The 15244-nt window shown below is 66.3% G+C and carries 10 protein-coding genes; 2 read left to right on the forward strand and 8 right to left on the reverse strand.

The window, feature by feature from the left end; genetic code table 11:
- Positions 1–44 precede the first annotated feature (44 nt).
- The 6 genes from EDF57_RS07495 to EDF57_RS07520 all read right to left on the reverse strand — a co-directional run bounded on the left by EDF57_RS07495 (position 45) and on the right by EDF57_RS07520 (position 10536).
- Positions 45–947, reverse strand: a complete 903-nt coding sequence (locus EDF57_RS07495) for a rhamnogalacturonan acetylesterase (RefSeq protein ID WP_243840946.1) — start codon at positions 945–947, stop codon at positions 45–47.
- A gap of 62 nt (positions 948–1009) precedes the next feature.
- Entirely contained in the window at positions 1010–1762 is a 753-nt protein-coding gene (locus tag EDF57_RS07500; RefSeq protein WP_134093774.1) for a glucose 1-dehydrogenase, read from the reverse strand.
- Positions 1763–1775: 13 nt separating this feature from the next.
- Entirely contained in the window at positions 1776–3038 is a 1263-nt protein-coding gene (locus EDF57_RS07505; protein WP_208324819.1) for an MFS transporter, read from the reverse strand.
- Positions 3035–5326, reverse strand: a complete 2292-nt coding sequence (locus tag EDF57_RS07510) for an alginate lyase family protein (protein ID WP_208324820.1) — start codon at positions 5324–5326, stop codon at positions 3035–3037. The genes EDF57_RS07505 and EDF57_RS07510 overlap by 4 nt, the downstream gene beginning before the upstream one ends.
- Positions 5323–7629 carry a polysaccharide lyase 6 family protein gene (locus EDF57_RS07515; protein ID WP_243840947.1) on the reverse strand — a complete coding sequence of 769 codons (2307 nt, stop codon included), beginning with the start codon at positions 7627–7629 and terminating at the stop codon, positions 5323–5325. Before EDF57_RS07515 ends, EDF57_RS07510 begins: the two co-directional genes overlap by 4 nt.
- A 105-nt stretch (positions 7630–7734) precedes the next feature.
- A complete protein-coding gene (locus EDF57_RS07520) occupies positions 7735–10536 on the reverse strand; it encodes a TonB-dependent receptor (protein ID WP_166675203.1) in 2802 nt (933 codons plus the stop codon).
- Positions 10537–10913: 377 nt separating this feature from the next.
- Here EDF57_RS07520 and EDF57_RS07525 point away from each other — a divergent pair, with 377 nt between their 5' ends.
- Entirely contained in the window at positions 10914–11573 is a 660-nt protein-coding gene (locus EDF57_RS07525) for a redoxin domain-containing protein (protein WP_134093777.1), read from the forward strand.
- A gap of 4 nt (positions 11574–11577) precedes the next feature.
- Positions 11578–11994, forward strand: a complete 417-nt coding sequence (locus tag EDF57_RS07530; protein WP_166675204.1) for a metalloregulator ArsR/SmtB family transcription factor — start codon at positions 11578–11580, stop codon at positions 11992–11994.
- 5 nt (positions 11995–11999) lie between these two features.
- Here the strand turns inward: EDF57_RS07530 and EDF57_RS07535 are convergent, their stop codons facing one another.
- Complete coding sequence (locus tag EDF57_RS07535; protein WP_243840948.1) at positions 12000–13610, reverse strand: ATP-binding cassette domain-containing protein; 1611 nt, start codon at positions 13608–13610, stop codon at positions 12000–12002.
- Positions 13607–15190 carry an ATP-binding cassette domain-containing protein gene (locus tag EDF57_RS07540; RefSeq protein WP_243840949.1) on the reverse strand — a complete coding sequence of 528 codons (1584 nt, stop codon included), beginning with the start codon at positions 15188–15190 and terminating at the stop codon, positions 13607–13609. The genes EDF57_RS07535 and EDF57_RS07540 overlap by 4 nt, the downstream gene beginning before the upstream one ends.
- Positions 15191–15244 lie beyond the last annotated feature (54 nt).

Raw genomic sequence — 15244 nt, forward strand, 5'->3', positions numbered from 1 at the left:
GTTATGCAGCGCACTTAATGGTGCGCTGAACGAAGCGCCGAAAGTCAGGGCGCGATCTGGCTGCGCAAGTCGGGAACCGCGCGGGCAAGGTCACGCGCCACCAGGGCAGCGAAGACTTCCGCGCCCGCATCGCCGATATGGGTATAGTCGAACTTGCGCGTGAACTGCCCGTGCGGGCCGTCCGGCATGGTGGGGACCGGCGGCAGGCGGGCTTCCTCGGCCGTGCGGGGCTTGAGGGTGGTGCCGCTGCGTGCAGCCGCCCGTTCGGCCTCGTTGGGAGCGGTCTGGGCCAGCGCCATCGCGGGTTCCGCGCCCATCTGCTGCACGGCGGCCGCGCTGGAGGCGTTGAGATCGACCAGCGGCACTTTCAGCGCGCGGGCCACGCCGCGGACCTTCTCGGCCCAGGGCTCCAGCGTATTGTTGAGCTTGCCGCCCACGAATTCGCGCCGGGTGAGCGGAGTGACCAAGACGGGCACGGCCTTAACGGCGCGGACTTCCTCGACCATGCGCCGCAGGTTGTCAGGGAATTCCTTGTCCATTTCGGTCCAGCGTTCCGAGGCGGAAGACTGATCGTTGTGGCCGAACTGGATCAGCACGTAAGTGGCGTGGTAGCCGGGCACTTTCGCCTCGGCCAAGGCGCCGTCCCACGAGCCTTCCTGCCGGTAGCTGCGGGTCGAGCGGCCGCCGCGCCCCAGATTGAGGCAGGCGACCGAAGACTTGACATGATGTGCGCAGAAGATCGAGGCCCAGCCGCTGGTCGGCGCCATCGTGGAATCCCCGACCAGGATGATCTTGTAGGGGCTGAGCGGCTTTGCATCGGTGCGCACCGTGCGGCCCTTGCTGGTGTCGCCTTCCCGCGATGCCGGGGCGCCGGTGGGCATTCCCAAGGTCTTTACCTGGGCCGTAGCCGCACCAGTCCCTGCGACCTGCGCGAGCAGCGCTGCCATTACAGCCGCTGCAATCCTTGCCTTTCGGGTCATCCTCTAGTCTCCCTTGCGAATGCTACGGCCTACGAGAAGAACAGGCCGCCGTTGATGTCGAGATTGACGCCCGTCAGGAACGCCGCCTCTTCGGAGAGCAGGAAGCCGATGGTGGTGGCGACCTCGTCCGGGTGGCCTTCGCGGCGCAGGGGGGTGTTGTTCGCGGTAGCGGCGCGGCCCTCGGGCTTGGAGAACACGTCGTGGAAGCTCGTGCCGATGAGGCCCGGGCAGACGGCATTCACGCGGATGCCCTGCGGCCCCAGTTCCTTGGCCCAGCCGCGCGTCAGCGTCATGAGCGCACCCTTCGACGTGGCATAGACGGTTGCGCCCGGGCCGCCGCCGTCGCGGCCGGCCAGTGAGGCGACGTTGACGATGGCGCTGCCCTTGGCGAGCTGCGGCAGCGCGGCCTTGGTGACGAGGAAGGCGGACTTGAGATTGAGGTCCATCACATGGTCGAAGAAGGCTTCGTCCATTTCCGCCAGCGTTTTGCGCGCGACCATGCCGCCCGCAAGGTTGACGAGGAAGTCGATCCGTTCGCCGAAGGCGGCGACCGAGGCGGCGATCAGGCCCGCGACATCCTCGGCATTGCTGACGTCGGCCTGGTGGAGGATTGCGGTGCCGCCCTCGGCCTCGATCTCGGAAAGGGTCCTGGCCGCTTCCTCGTGGTTGCTGCGATAGTTGATGACGACCTTGGCGCCTTCGCGCGCGAGGTATTGCGATACCGACTTGCCGATGTCGCGGCCGCCGCCGGTGACGATGGCGATCTTGTCCTTGAAACGCATGGGTTTGCCCTTGTTATCTGTGGGGGGAGGAGAGAGGCGCGATCCGGCCGCCGAGCAGCCAGATGCAAAGAAGCGATGCCGGCACCAGTGCGGCGGCCAGCGCGAAGATGGGGGCATAGCTCGCCTTGGTCATGGCCGGCACGAGCCAGGTGGTGACCAGGGTTCCGGCGACGGCCGCAGTGCCGCCCAGGCCGGCGAGCGAGCCGACGGTACCGCCCGCGAAGTAGTCCGCCGGCAGGGTCTGGATATTGTTGATCGCCATCTGGAAACCGAACAGGATCACGGCGATCAGCAGCACGGCATAGAGGGGGCTGCCCGCATGCATGGTCAGCAGCAGCGGTGGCAACATGATCGCGCAGCCCAGGGTGATGGCAGTCTTGCGCGCGAAGTTCACCGTCTTGCCGCGGGCGATCAGCGCGCCCGACAGCCAACCGCCGATCAGGCTGCCCGCCATGGCGCCGACGAAAGGCACCCAGGCGAAGAGGCCGATCTGCTGGACATCGAAGCCGAACGTCTCGGCCAGATAGATCGGCAGCCAGGAAACGAACAGCCACCAGACGGGATCGAGGAAAAAGCGGCTGAGGATGATGGCCCAGCTCTGGCGATGGCGCAGCATCTCGGTCCAGCCGGGCGCATAGCCATCGGCCTTGCGGCTCTGCGCTTCGGCGGTGCCGAGGATGTGGTTGCGCTCGCCCGGAGTGAGCCAGGGGTTGGTCTCGGGATCCGCGCGGTAGAGAAACAGCCAGGGCACCAGCCAGAGGAATCCCAGCACGCCGATGAACAGGAAGGTCATGCGCCAGCCGAAGGCGGTGAACAGCAGCGCCACCAGCGGGGCCGAAACGATGGCGCCGAGCGATGCGCCGGCGTTGAAGATGCCTTGCGCCAGAGCGCGTTCTTTTTGGGGGAACCACAAGGCATTCGCCTTGGCTGCGCCGGGCCAGTTGCCTGCCTCGCTCACGCCCAGGGTCACGCGCAGCACGGCCAGGATGCCGAGCGAGCGGACCACCGAGTGCAGCCCGATCGACAGCGACCAGAACAGGATCGAGACGGCAAAGCCCAGCCGGGTGCCGATTACGTCGAAAATCCTGCCGAAGACCGACTGGCCGAAAGCATAGGCCAGCATGAACACGGTCACCAGTAGCGCGTAATCGGACTTGTCGGCGCCGATCTCCTTGGAGACGGCGGGCCACATCACGGCCAGCGCATTGCGGTCGATGTAATTGATGACCGTGGCCAGCCCGATCAGGCTGATGACCATCCAGCGCAGGTTCTTCACCGGGATGCCTCCTGCGTCATGTCGAAGCGGCCGACCGGGCCCGCCCAGGTCTGGGACCTGCCGCCGATCTGGAGCGTGTGGTTCTTGGCGGGATCGGTGTCGTCGGCGATCGCCAGCACCAGGCTGCCGCCCTTGCGGAAGGTGATCGTCACGAGGTCGAAGTCGCCCTTTCGCTCATGGGTGAGCGCTTGCACGGCACTGTCGCTGCCGATGGTCGTTTCGGCGGAGGCGTCATACCGGCCGTGGGGCTCCAGCAGGCTGACGAAGGCGGCATCGGTGGCGCCGTCCAGCCGCTGGAGAATGAAAGGTTCGCGCCGCAAGTTGAAGCGCGGGTCGTTGGCGCCGCTTTCGCCCAGGATCATCGTTACGCCGGGCGTGGCGACGCGATAGCTGTAGAAGCGCCCGTCCTCGATCCAGGTGACGACATTCCCCGATGCGTGCCCGTTCCGCGCTTGCGATGCCGGGTTCGGCTGGCTGGTGGCATCCACCCAGAGGTGCTGGTAGCCGTTCGCCTTGCCCAGCACCGGCCGGGCCGCGACGTTCGACTGAAGCGGGAAGTTCGTGTCGATCAGCTGACCGGTATAGTGCAGCGGCAGGTCGTAGCGAGCGGGCTTGCCGCCGTTCACCTTCAGCAGGTCGACGATGAGCGGGCTCTTGAGTCCGTCCACTTTCACCTGGAGCAGCGCGCGGCGGAAGGTGACGCCGGGATAGGCATCCGTCATCTCGGCTATCGAAGCGCGGGTCTGGCCGTCGGCCGAGAAGTAGAGCTGGCGCGGTGAGAGGGTCTCCCCGCGCTTCCAGTCGCCGCCAAAGTGGCTGGTTTCATCCACCACCAGGGTGTTGTGAGCGACCGTCTGCTTGGCCCAGGTCTCGTTTTCGGGAAGATAGCGGCCGCCGTCCTTGGCCTCGATATTGAGGAAGCGCGCGGCGCCGTAATCCGTGACGATGGGCTGGCCGTTGTCGTATAGGATCCAGTTCAGCTTGTCGAAATGGCCGTGGCCCATGCCTTGCGCGGTGTTCTTGACGGCCAGCAACTGGTCCTTGCTGCCCGGGCCATCGCGCAGGACGGCGATCCCGCCATGGTCGCCGTCCGGTCCATCGCGCAGCAGCATCGAGGCGAAAGGGAAGGGCTTGGCCTTGCCCGCGGCCAGGTCGCGCGCGACTTCCAGGCCCTGCGGGGTGAGCACGGTGCGGTCCTGCCACTGTGCGATCGAAAGCAGCGCCGGGTCGTGGGTTTTGCCGTATCCGATGGCCACGGCCTGGTAGAGTTCCTCGGTCTTGAGGCTCTTGTCGGGCATGGCATCGTTGAAGGGCAGGAAATAGCCGTCAGACGTGAGCTGGATCGCGGTGCGGATCGCCTTCAGCACGATGCCGTCGCGATATTCGAAGATGCGGCGCTGCGGCTCGTTGGCGTCGACGGCGGCCGCGAAGATCACGAAGGGCTGGAGCGCGTAACGCTGGTAGTAGGGTCCTTCGGCATAATAGCCGTCCGGCGAGAACAACAGGTCGAGTTGGCGCAGGAAGCCCGCCTTGCCGCTCTTGTCGAGGCCCTTCAGCGCCTGCTCCACGAGATCGGGATCGCGCAGGACATAGCCCGTCATGCCGACGCCGGCATTGGCCCAGGTGGCGTGGTTGTGAATGCGGTCGAAGACCTTGGGCGATCCGGTCGAAAGGAACTCGGCCATCTTGCGGAAGACCTGATCGTCGATGGTCTTGCGATCCCGAGGGGTGAGTGCATCGCGCACCGCGTCGTAGCCCTGAATGCCGTAGACCAGCCAGACGCTGTCGTTGAGGCTTTGCCAGAACAGGCGTCCCGCCGCTTCGTTCTTGGCGGCCGGGTGCGGGCCGAGCGTGGGGTAGAGCTTGGCATAGGCAAGCAGAAGGTCGCGCGCAAAGTCGGCATAGCGGCGATCGCCGGTGACACGATAGAGCAGGCCGGCGCCGTAGAGCGCAGTGTAGTTGCGCTTGTGCTGTTCGTGACTGGCGCCGCCGCCCGCGTCCTTGGGCACGGGTACGTTGACCCCCGCATGGATCGCGGCGTCGACATCCTTGCGCACCCGCGCAAGTTCCGCCGCGAACAGCGGATAGCGCTGGGCCTCTGCGCCGAGGCCGGAGAGCACCGCGGCATTCATCAAGACCGGATGGGCATCGTCCGCCTTCACCGGGGACGCCGGAGCGGCGCTGGACGGGGCGGCGAAGACGGGAACCGGCGTCAGCGCAAGCAGCGCTGTGCCGAGAAGGAGAGGTCCGAGAGCGAAGGGCCTGGGAAGGAGGGGCCTGGCGATCATGATGCGTCTCCGCCGATACTGTTGCCGGAGACCAGGACGCGCGGCGAACCTTGCGGGTAGAGCTTGGTCACGGTCGGCTCCGGGGTCTGGATGAAGTGGTTGTCGATGATCCGGGTTTCCGGCGTGCCGACACTGTTGGCCACGGCGATCCTGCCGCTGCTGCGGAAGGTATTGCCCTCGATGAGGATCGACTGCACGCCGGACAGGCCGAGCATAACCGGGCCGCTCTGCACGACCGTGTTGCCGCGCAGGATCAGCTCGGGGCCGAACGTGCTCTCGTCGGTGCCCGCGCGCAGGATCTGGGCCAGGCTGCCGATTTTTTCGAAACGGGAATCGGCGATGGCGATGTGCTCGGCGGCATAGCGTCCCTTGCCTTCCGTCTCGGCCGCAGCCGCGAGCACCGCGCCTGAAAGACCGTTCACTGCGGCCTTCGTGATGGCGATCCGGTCGGCGAAAGTGCCGGGCGTGGTGGCGATCAGGTCGAAGGCCGGGGCGCTGTCGAGGCGGGAGAAGGCTGTACCGTCGATTTCCAGCGCATAGTTGGCGACGGTCGACAGGGCGGAGGTGCGGATGACGGCATTGCCGCTCTGGCGCGGGGCCTTGTCGCCGGTGATGCTCAGGCCTTCCAGGCGCAGCGCTGCGCCTTCTTCCAGTTGAAAGAGCGTCGGAGCGGAGAAGGCGATATCGGCATCCCTGGGGCCGGACACCGTCAGCGGCACGGAGATGCGCAGCGGCGCTTCGGCGGTATAGTGGCCGGCCGCCAGTTTCAGCGTGTCGCCCGGCCTCGCAGCGGCCACGGCGGCTTCGAGACCGCCGGCCTTTACCGGAACGGCGCGGCCCGATCCGAATGCGGCGATGCCGGTCGCCTTCGGATACCAGGCCGGGCCGACCTCCGCGACCATGACCGGCCTGAGGTCGCGCGGCGCACCCTGTGCGGCAAGAGCCGGGTCGGTGGGATAGAGCAGCCCGTTCGCCGCGCGCTTCGTCGCGATCCCGGTCTTCCGCAGGCCGGAAGGGATCGCGCCCGGCACTTCGCCATCGGTCACGTTATCCGTGAACGTGACGCCCACCATGTCGGCTTCGACCCGGAAGGGCTTGCCGTCCTGTCCGGTGATCAGGTTGTTCGTGAGCCGGCTGCCGGTCGGCGCCGCCGTGCGCTCGGCATCGGCGCCTGCTCCCAGCGTCACCCGGGCGACCTCGAACATTGAATTGTTGGCGATCTCCGCCCCGGAGACCGCGTGGTAACGGTTGATCGCGGACCCCGGAACGCCGTTCATCACCGCCAGCGCACTGGTGAAATCGGTGCCCGCGAGCCCTTCCATGTAGTTGTCCCGCACGATCTGGCCTTCGTTGATCACGCGCACCCCGCCGGTATGGGGCTTGGCCTTGCCGAGGAAGACGTTGCGCTCGACGCGGTTGCCATTGCCGTGTCGCAGCACGATCGCGCCCTGCGATTCCAGGATCAGGTTGCTGCGCACGACGTTCGCGCCGGACTTCACCGAGACGATCTCCACCTCGCCGTCGCAGCGATCGAAGACGTTGGCCTCCACCAGGTTGGCGGAATCGGACAGCGATTCGTCGCTGGTGCCGAGGCGGATGGTCTCGCCCCCGTTGGAGCCGAGCGGTGGGCGCGGGCCGAAGTAGTTATGGTCGATCCGGTGGCGGTTGGCTTCCGGCTGGCCCTTGGGCCGGATCACCGCGAGCGTGACGCCCAGATTGCCTTTGCCGGCGAACCAGCTGTGATCGACGCGATTGTCGCTGCCATAGATCGAGACCCAGCGGTCTTCGGTACGGCGGTCGGCCTTGTTGTAGCGATCGATCACCACTTCGGTGAGCCGCGAATGGCGGGCGTAGCTGCGCGGGTCGCGTCGAAAACTGATGACCTCGGCGCCCGGCGCACTGCCGTCCCGGAAGACGAGGCCGGAGACGAGCAGGTGGCTTCCCGCCATGCGCAGGCTGGAGGCGCCGGTCAGGATGACCTTGCCCTTGGTTTGCACGGTGAGCGTGATCGGCTGCTTGGCGGTACCCTGGCCCTCCAGCAGGATCGGGAAGTCCTTCCACTCGCCCTCCGCAAGCCGGATGACATCGCCTGCCTTCACCGCGCCAGCCGCTGCCCGATACTCTTTCTGGTCGTGCACCAGGTAATCGCGGGCCAGCGCCGAGGCAGGCGCCGCGGCGAGAAGCAGGCCGCTGAAGGCGAGTGTGGTAGATCGTGCCATCAGGCTGCTCTCTTCCAGTTCAGACCGGCCCTTGGGGAGGCCCTTGAAATTGGCATAATGCCGCGCGGCAGATTGGGCAATCATTGTCCATACCAAATATCATGACAAATTGACAAGTTTGGTTTGAACAAGGCTGCTTCCTTTTGTGGAGCGGGCTGCTTGGCTACGCTCCCACGCGGTTTTCCGAGATCAGCGCAGACGCAGGCGCAGACTGAGGAAATATTGCGGGCCGTAGTATTCCACGTTCCGCGTGCTGCCGATGACCGGCATGTATTCGACCCGAGGCTCGTTGAAGATATTGAGGGCCTGGAAGCGGATGTCGGCGGCCTTGTTGATCGTGTAACGCACGTTGACATCGAACGTGTCGTTGCCCTTCACGTAGCGCAGTTGGGTATTGTCGCTGGTGAAGGCCTGGTAGTAGCGCGAGCGGTAGCGATAGATGCCCTGGATCGAGAACTTGCCGATCTCGTAGAAAGCCTGCGCCGAGAAGACGTGCTTGGAATAGCCGCTGAGGCTGGCGGCCGGGATCAGGCCGGGCGTGACGTCTCCGGTCGCGCTGTCGATCACGTCGCCGTAGCGGATGTCCTGGGTCTTGAAGTTGGTCCAGGCGTAGTTGTAGCTCAGCTTTGCGCCCAGCCCATCAAGCGGGTGGGGCAGCCAGGTGAACTGGTTGCTGGCCGTCAGTTCGAGCCCGTACAGGTCGCTCTGCTCGTCGCTGTTGGTGGTCTGGGTGACGGGCACCGAATAGCTGGTGCCGCCGATGGTGAAGTCCTCGTCCTCCTCGATCGGGATGCGTCCGCCGGTGAAGCGCTTGTAATAGACCGCCGCGGCCAGCAGTGTGTCCTTGTTCGCGTAGTATTCGAGACTGAGGTCCGCGTTCCACGACATCGTCGGCTTCAGGGCCGGGCTGCCGGTGGCGATGATGGTATTGATGGCGTCCGTTACCGAGGTGAAGCCGGTGCCGGTCTCCAGCGTGATCTGCCGCCCGGCGCCAAGCGCGCTGGGCGCCGGGCGCGACATGGCGCGGTAGAGCCCGGTGCGCAGGCGCGCCTTGTCCGAAATGTCGAAGATCGCATTGAGGCTGGGCAGCCAGCGCATCGAGCTGGAGCCGATCTTCGTCTCGGTGAAGTCGCCGTTTTCCCGCAGCGAGATCGAGCCGTCGGCATTGTTGATGACGTCGAGTCCGCTGCGCAGGCCGCGCGCGGTGACGCGGGTGTGCACGCCGCGTAAGCCGAAGTTGCCCCGCACCGGTATGCCGCCGAGGTCGCCCGAGTAGGTCGCCATGACGTAGCCGGCGAGGGTCTTTTCGGTGACGTCCGAGTTTTCGACCGCCCGCAAGTCGCCGGTGTTGCCCGGGTCTTCGGTGCCAAGGTAATTGCGGAACTGGCAAAGCACGTCGAAGGTGGCGAAATTGGTGATTGCGCCGGCGGGGCCATCTGCGAAGAAATTCTTCTGCGCGAATGGCGTTCGGCAGGCGAGGTTGACGTCGCGGTCCACCGCCGGGTCGGTCTGGTCGATATTGACGTCGTTGCTGTAACCGAAGAACGTGCGCTGCGACCAGCGGCCGCCGATCGCCACTTCCTCAAGGAAACCGTCCATTTTGTACCGCCCGTCGAGGCGAGCGGAATAGATCTCGTCGTCACGGCCGTCCTGCGAGCGGGTGAGGCGGGCATCGTCGCTGAAGAGGTCGGCATTGGTCGGGTCGAAGCGCTGGTCGAATGTGAAGACCGGCAGGAAGCTCTGGCTCAGGTCGACATGGTAGGGGATGCGCTGGTTGTTGATCGCGGTGCGCTGCCCGTAGATGTCGAAGGGATCGGTGCGCAGGCGAACCTGGCGGGTGATGTCGACCCGCTTGGTATGGGAATAGCCCGCATCGGCGCTCAGCGTCAGGCGATCGGTTGCTTCCCAGGCCAGGTTGCCGCCGAGCCCGAGGTATTTCTCGTCACGCTGGAACAAGCCGGAAACCGATTGCATCGTCGCCGAGCCATCGGCAGCGAGCAACTGGTGGTTATCGCCGATGACGACGTTGTGAAGATTGTAGCGGCCTTCCGCCGTGCCGAAATCGTGGCGCTCCTCGCTATATTGGCGGCGCGAGTACTGAACGTCGAAATTGATGTCGAGCGTGGGGCTGGGCTTCCACTGCAGGGCTCCGAACAGTGCGTTACGCAAGTCCGAGGTGGTCATCTGTCGGAAGGCATAGGAATTCGAGGCGTGGTAGAAAGGCGTGCCGGAATTGCCCTGTTCTCGGCTCACTTCGGTGCAATTGCCGGTGGAGACGATTGCGGCGTTGCAGGTGAACCAGGTCGAGCTGGTGTAGAAGCGCTCTACCGGATCGCTTACCTTGTTGCGCTGGAAGCCGAGGGATATTCCCACGTCGCCCAGAGCGCCGAGATTGAATTGGTCTATATAACTGGCCGTAATTCGATAGCCATAGGGGCTCTCTCCGTCGATCCGGTCCTGATAGGGGTTCATGTTCCCCTTGATCTCGGCCTGGATCTGGCGCCGCTTGTGATCGAGCGGCTTGCGGGTTTCCAACTCTATCAGGCCGGCCACGCCGCCTTCGATGAGATCGGCCTGCTGGGTCTTGTAGATCTTGATCGCATTGAAGAGTTCGGCGGGAAACTGCCCGAAATTGACCGCGCGGTCACCCGAGCCGTTGGTCGCTTCACGCCCGTTGAAGGTGGTCATGCTCAGGCCTGAACCCAGGCCGCGGATCGAGACTTCGGTAGGACCGTAATTGGCGCGGTCGATGGAGGCGCCGGTTATCGTGGCGATCACCTCGCCCACCGACTGGCCAGGAAGTTCGCCGATTTCCTTCGATGAGATGGCATCGACGATCGCATCCGCGCTGCGCTTGGTCTCGATCGAATTCTGCATCGTCTCGCGCACGCCGGTGACGAGGATGTCCCCGGAGGCGGGCTCCTGCGCAGGAGGCGGCGCGGCGCCAGCTTGCGCAACCTGCCCGAATGCCGGCCCGGCCGCACATGCCATCAAAGAGCCACCAACGAGAAGTGTTGCTCGCAAGCGTGCAAAACCAACGCCAGCCGATTGCTGCCCCATAGCCACTCAGACTCTCCTCGCCTTTTTTATATACCGCATACTTGGTCCGATGGACGCTTATATGTCAACCAATATATTCATACCAATCGTACTGTCACAACAGGCATGAATTCAGGGCCAGTGGGCTGAGTGTGGTCCGGACGGATACGGCGTTTCGGTAAATGGGTGGGAGATGGCGCCTTTACCGGGGTGCATAGGGGTCGGAAAAAGAATTATCAGACGGGGAATGGCCGTGGCATTTCCGATATGCAGGCGGCGCTTGCAGCGTTCACTTTACCGTAGCGGGCAAATCTGTAACTGATGGCCCCATGACAGGCCAATTGGACGACATCAGGCGCGAGAGCGCTATCCTGCCGCTCCAGATTGGCGATCAGGCGCCGCGGTTTCTGGCGCGGAGTACTTTGGGGTCTTTCGATCTCGAAGACTATCGGGGGGGCTGGTTGGTCCTGTTTTCCCATCCGGCGGATTTCACGCCGGTCTGCACGAGCGAGGTCATTGCTCTGGCGCGGGCGGCGGATGAGTTTGCGGGGTTGGGGTGCCGGCTGGTCGGGCTCTCGGTGGACAGTCTCTATTCGCATCTCGCGTGGATAAGGCTGATTCGCGATGCGACCGGGGTGACCGTTTCCTTTCCCATCATCGAGGACCCGACGATGGAGATCGCGCGGGGCTACGGCATGGTCGGCAGCGATGCGCGGGATAGCGGCACGGTGCGGATGACCTATTTCATCGATCCCGAGGGCGTGATCCAGGCGACCAGCGCTTATCCGCTCACGGTCGGGCGCTCGATTCCCGAGATGTTGCGGGTGCTGAAAGCGCTTCAGGCAGTGCGGGCGCAGGCCGGGCTGGCGCCGGCGGACTGGCAGCCGGGCGCGCCGCTGTTGCGGTTGCCGGGCGAAACGGCCGAGGCGGCGCTGGGGTCGGAAGATGCGGCTGGATGGTTCCATGCGCCGCTGGGCGACGGAGCCTGAGATGATGGACCCGGATATCGCCGCCGAACTCGATGGGACCGCGGAATTGCTGCGTGCGCTTGCCCATCCGGTGCGGCTGCAGATCCTCCATGCGGTGAGGGCCGGGCCATTGGCAGTCGGCGAGATCGAGGAGGCGACCGGCATCGGCCAGCCAGGCCTGTCGCAGCAGCTCTCGATCCTCCGCAAGGCGGAGCTGGTGCGTTCGGAGCGGAGCGGAAAGCAGGTTTTCTATCAGGTCGATGGCGAGCGGATGGCCGAAGTGGCCGAGGCGCTCGCGGCCTTGAGCGGTACCGGTGCGGGGGAGGCCGCGTCTCGGCACGCTTCGGCGGCGGCAGCCGGCCTAGGCGCAGCACGCGGCACGAGGGGCGCCGGCCCGACGCCGCCGGGCGGCGCGGCCCGATTCGCACGCGTGTTTCGCTGAGCGGATCAGGCCAGGTCGGTCACGTCGATCGTTTCGCTGCATAGCGTCAGCGGCGCCTTGCGGTGAGAGACCAGCACCAGGCCGGTGCCGGTGCGATCCAGCCAGCGGCGCAAGCTTTCCACCAGGGCCGCTTCGGTGGCGGCGTCCAGACCTTCGCTCGGCTCATCCAGGAGCAGCCAGGGCCGCTCGGCCAGCAAAGCACGGGCCAGCGAGAGGCGCTTGCGTTCGCCGCCCGACAGCACGCCGCCGCCCTCGGAGACGGGCGTGTCGAGCCCCGCTTCGCTGCGCGCGATTCGCTGGTCGAGCTGGGCGACCTTCAGGACCTCCCACATTTGCGCCTCGGTCACGCCGGATCGTGCAAGCCGCAAGTTGTCCGCGACGGTGCCGATCAGCATGGGCGCGTCCTGGGGAGACAGCGCGAACTGGCTGTTCAGGCGCCATGCCGGAAGCGAGGCGAGCGGCGTCGCGTCCATGCTCAGATCCGCGACGGGTTGCTGCATGCCGGCAAGGGCCAGCAGCACGCGGGTCTTGCCTGAGCCCGAGGGCCCCGTGATCGCAAGACGGGCGCCGGTCGGGACGTGGCGAGTGCCGAAAGCCAGCGGCGCGGCTGCGGCGGAGACGGGCTCCTGCAGAGCGGCGTCGAGGGCATTGAGCGAGGCGATGCGGCGCAGCCCGGCCTCCAGTGCGGCGCGGCGCAGCAAGCTGCGCGAAAGGCCGCCCATGGCTTCAACCGCCGATGCCGTCGCCAGCATGGCCAGGGCGACCATCGGCGCCGATTCGCGGGCGAGCAACAGGACTCCGGCGACGCAAAGGCCGCCGTAGATGGAGAGCAGGGCGCCTTGCAGCGCCTCGGCACGGAACAGGTCGGCGCGGGCCTTGTCGAAGGCGCTGGCGGACGGCTCCAGTTGGGCGATGGCTTGGTCGGCCAGGCCATAGGCGGCGATTTCCGCGCGCGCGCTGGCCAGTTCGACATAGCCCTTGCGCAAATCCCCCAGCGCGGCAGCGGCGGCTTCGGCCGGCGCGCGGGTGAGGCGCTCGGAAATGCGGCGGAACAGGAAGGGCAGGCCTGCCATCATCGCGGCGAGGAAGAGCAGCGCGCGCCATCCGCCGAAAGCGACGAGCACCAGGCTCACCAATGCCGAGACCGCCGCGGCGTGGCGTGCGGGTTGGCGGATGACGAGGTCTTCGAGCGCTTCGACATCGTCGATCAGCCGGTTGCTGGCCTCTCCGGGCGAGGTATCGGGTGCGGTGCGGCTGTCCTGCGCCGCCAGCTTGTCGAACAGCGAGCCGCGCAAGTCCGCCATGCCCTCCAGAGCGACTTTATGGGAGAGCAGGCGTTCGCCATAGCGGGACAGGGTGCGGACGATGGCGAGCAGGCGGATGGCGGCGCTCGGGATCAGGTAGTTGAAGCCCATGGCGGTGGCGACACCGGCCGAGCCTGCCAGCGCGGCAGCCGTGAGGAACCAGCCGGAGAGCGCCAGCAGCCCGATCGCGGCGATGGCGGCAAGGCCGGCGCAGAGGCTGGCGTAGGCCAGGCGGCGGCGGGCGAGGCCGGCCGTGGCGAGAAGCGCGGGCCGGGCGGCGGCGGGGAGCGTGGCGGCCTGGGTCGGAATCAAAGCGCGATCTCCTGGCGGGCGGCGCGAATCAGCGCAGGGTCGTGGGTGGCGACGAGGATGCAGCGCTCCGCCGCGAGTTCGCGCAGCAGGGCGATGATGCCGGTGGCGGAGTCTTCGTCGAGGTCCGCGGTGGGCTCGTCGCAGAGGATCAGCGGGCGCGCGGAGAGAATCGCGCGGGCCAGGCCGATGCGCCGACGTTCGCCGCCGGAAAGGCCGGAACCCGCATGATCGATGGGCATGGCGAGCCCGCCGCGCCGCGCGAGCACAGGGCCGAGGCCGACTCGCTGCGCGACGGCGAGAATCTCGGCTTCGGTGGCCTGGGGTGCGGCGAGCGCCAGATTGTGGCCAAGGTTGCCCGTCATCAACAGTGGGCGCTGCGCCGCCCAGGCGGCGGCGTCTCCGGCGAGCGGTGTGCCCGCGCGGCTGGAGATGCTGCCGGAAGAGGGGGCAAGCTGGCCGGCAATGGCGGCCAGGGTGCTCGTCTTGCCGCTGCCGGTGGGGCCGGACAGGGCGGCAAGGTCGCTGGATTCGAGGTCGAAATCGAGCGGGCCCACGGCGAGGCCGGGGAAGGCGAGCACGAGGCGCTCGACATGGAGGCCGTCGAATGGCGCTGGGCTGGCGTTGTCGCTGACGGCGCTGCCACCGGCGGCGCCATCGGGACCGCCATCTCGGCCATAGGTTTCAGGCTCCGCTGCGAAGGGGGCAAGGGCCTGCTCTGCCGCTTCGCCCAGCTGTTTCTCGTGATAGGCCGCGGCCAGGCGGCGCATAGGCAGGTAGAATTCCGGGGCCATCGCAAGGACGAAGAAGGCGGGGACCAGCGTCAGCTTCTCGGGCGCCGGGAAGGGCAGGAGGCCGAGCAGCGAGAAGCCGCAATAGACCGCGACCAGCGCGATCGACAGGGCCGAGAAGAACTCCAGCACCGCGTTCGAAAGGAAGGCCGTGCGCAGGACCGCGACCGTGCGGTGGGCCACTTCGCCGGTGGCGGTGCGGACTTGCCGGCCGATCCGGGCTTCCGCGCCGAAATGGCGGATCAGCGGCAGGTGAGTCACGCGGTCCACGAAAAGGCCCGAGAGCGCTCCCAGCGCCGCGAGCTGGCGCTCCGCGGCGCGGCGCGATGCGGTGCCTGCCAGGATCATGCCGAGCGTGAAAGGCACCAGGGTGCCCAGCATGATTGCCGCCGCCACCCAGCTTGCAGGGGCGACGACCAAGGCGACCACGAGGGGGCCGACTACGGCGTTGATCCTTATAGGGGAAAACCGCTGGTCCCGATTCTCGATCGCGGTGTTATGATCGAGGGCAAGGTTTGCGCTTTCGCCTGAGGAGATCAGTCTCGCCAGTCGTCCGCCCAGAAGTCTGTGCCACAGGCCGGCCCGCCTTGTGCGGCTTGCGGCCTGTGCCGACGCCACTGCGATCCGGTCGACCGTGCAGGTCGCCACCGCGCGCAACATCACCCCGCACAGGATCCATGCCGCAGGCAGCGCGAGCGCCGCATGGCCGGCAACCGCGCCCACGCCGCTCGCCACGCCCCACGCAAAGAGCGCGGCGCCCGCAATATCGACAAGCCAGGCTCCGGGTATCAAGGCCCGGGCAAATTTGACATAGATCAAATTAAGTAAACCATGTAAGTAAAGTTT

The sequence above is a fragment of the Novosphingobium sp. PhB55 genome, from assembly GCF_004368805.1.
Lineage (GTDB): Bacteria > Pseudomonadota > Alphaproteobacteria > Sphingomonadales > Sphingomonadaceae > Novosphingobium.

What these genes read in the sequence shown, in the direction of transcription:
- EDF57_RS07495 (WP_243840946.1), bottom strand. Translation starts at nt 947, where the DNA reads ATGGCAGCGCTGCTCGCGCAGGTCGCAGGGACTGGTGCGGCTACGGCC.
- EDF57_RS07525 (WP_134093777.1), top strand. Translation starts at nt 10,914, where the DNA reads ATGACAGGCCAATTGGACGACATCAGGCGCGAGAGCGCTATCCTGCCG.
- EDF57_RS07530 (WP_166675204.1), top strand. Translation starts at nt 11,578, where the DNA reads ATGGACCCGGATATCGCCGCCGAACTCGATGGGACCGCGGAATTGCTG.
- EDF57_RS07510 (WP_208324820.1), bottom strand. Translation starts at nt 5,326, where the DNA reads ATGATCGCCAGGCCCCTCCTTCCCAGGCCCTTCGCTCTCGGACCTCTC.
- EDF57_RS07515 (WP_243840947.1), bottom strand. Translation starts at nt 7,629, where the DNA reads ATGATTGCCCAATCTGCCGCGCGGCATTATGCCAATTTCAAGGGCCTC.
- EDF57_RS07520 (WP_166675203.1), bottom strand. Translation starts at nt 10,536, where the DNA reads ATGGCATGTGCGGCCGGGCCGGCATTCGGGCAGGTTGCGCAAGCTGGC.
- EDF57_RS07500 (WP_134093774.1), bottom strand. Translation starts at nt 1,762, where the DNA reads ATGCGTTTCAAGGACAAGATCGCCATCGTCACCGGCGGCGGCCGCGAC.